Origin of the sequence: Candidatus Thiosymbion oneisti (assembly GCF_900092655.1) — a bacterium.
Classification (GTDB): Bacteria; Pseudomonadota; Gammaproteobacteria; order Chromatiales; family Chromatiaceae; genus Thiosymbion; species Thiosymbion oneisti.
On sequence record NZ_FLUY01001886.1, the window covers coordinates 1 to 1,252 of the forward strand.

Below are 1,252 nucleotides of genomic sequence, written 5' to 3' on the forward strand. Positions count from 1 at the left end.
GCTCCAGCGTCATGAAACTTTGGCCGCTGGAGCGGCCACACCTGCGTTCCCACGCTGGAGCGTGGGAACGAGCAGAACAACAAAACTAAAACACTACCCGGAATCTTTATGAGTGACGGACATACCATGCCGGTAGTCGTACTCATCTCCGGCAGCGGCAGCAATCTGCAGGCCCTCATCGACGGAACCCAGGCAGACTTGCCCATCCGCATCCGCGCCGTGATCAGCAATGAGCCGGATGCCTTCGGCCTGGAGCGCGCCCACCGGGCCGGCATCGAGACGCGGGTCCTGAACCACCGGGACTATCAAAGCCGGGAAGCGTATGATGCCGCCCTGGGCGCTTTGATCGTCGAATTCGAGCCGGGTCTGATCGTCCTGGCGGGTTTCATGCGCATCCTTACCCCGGCGTTCGTGGCCCGCTTTCGAGGGCGTATGCTCAACATCCACCCCTCCCTGCTCCCCAAATTCCGGGGCCTACACACCCACCAACGCGCCCTGGAAGCCGGCGAGACCGTCCATGGGGCCAGCGTGCACTTCGTCACCGAAGCGCTGGACGGCGGTCCGGTGGTGTTACAGGCCAAGGTGCCCGTGGAGCCGGGAGACGATCCGCAACGACTCGCCGCGCGGGTGCTGAGCCGGGAACATCACATTTATCCCGAGGCGGTACGCTGGTTCGCTCAAGGCCGGTTAGGGTTGGACGCAGCCGGCAGACCCCGGCTCGACGGCCGGGTCATATCACAACCCCATGACGGCCAGGCAGAGCCGTTGCCCTCCTGGTTACCGGTACCAGTGGGCCAACCGGCTGCCGTCGCTACTTCTCATTCCTAGCGCCACTAGCCTCCGTGGCCCCCTTACTCTTGCCGGCGACGGAAATCATCTTCTGCACCAAATCCCAGGACGCCAGGGTGCCGGTGAGATAGGGCTGCAAGAGCTTGAGGGGATCGTACTCATCGACCCCCTCGACCATGCGTTTGCGCAGCTTATCCAGCATCTCGCGCTGAATCGGCTCTACATCCGGTAGGCCCAATAGCCGGCGCAGCTCCTCGGGACTCATGTCAATATCGAGCTTGATGTTCATGGTGGACTCTTAGGGGCTGTCTGGTTAAAACGAACCCTAAACCTCGTGTTGCCTTACGCCGCGTTCGGCGCCGTGCTTATCCGGGCGCGGTTCTGGATTATTTGGCGTTGGTTGTGGGAAAAGATCCCTCCTGCGTCGGGACAAACCTGACGTGTTGGGTTACGGCGCGTTCGG

2 protein-coding genes are annotated in these 1,252 nt (G+C 62.1%); one reads left to right on the forward strand and one right to left on the reverse strand.

Annotation, left to right across the window (positions count from 1 at the left end):
- Nucleotides 1–108 precede the first annotated feature (108 nt).
- A complete protein-coding gene (gene purN, locus BQ17_RS19960) occupies nucleotides 109–828 on the forward strand; it encodes a phosphoribosylglycinamide formyltransferase (RefSeq protein ID WP_089730144.1) in 720 nt (239 codons plus the stop codon).
- Here purN and BQ17_RS19965 read toward each other — a convergent pair.
- On the reverse strand, nucleotides 812–1,078 hold the full coding sequence (locus BQ17_RS19965; protein ID WP_089730146.1) for a DUF6489 family protein: 267 nt from the start codon (nucleotides 1,076–1,078) through the stop codon (nucleotides 812–814). The two genes, purN and BQ17_RS19965, sit on opposite strands and share 17 nt — an antisense overlap.
- Between the last annotated feature and the right edge of the window lie 174 nt (nucleotides 1,079–1,252).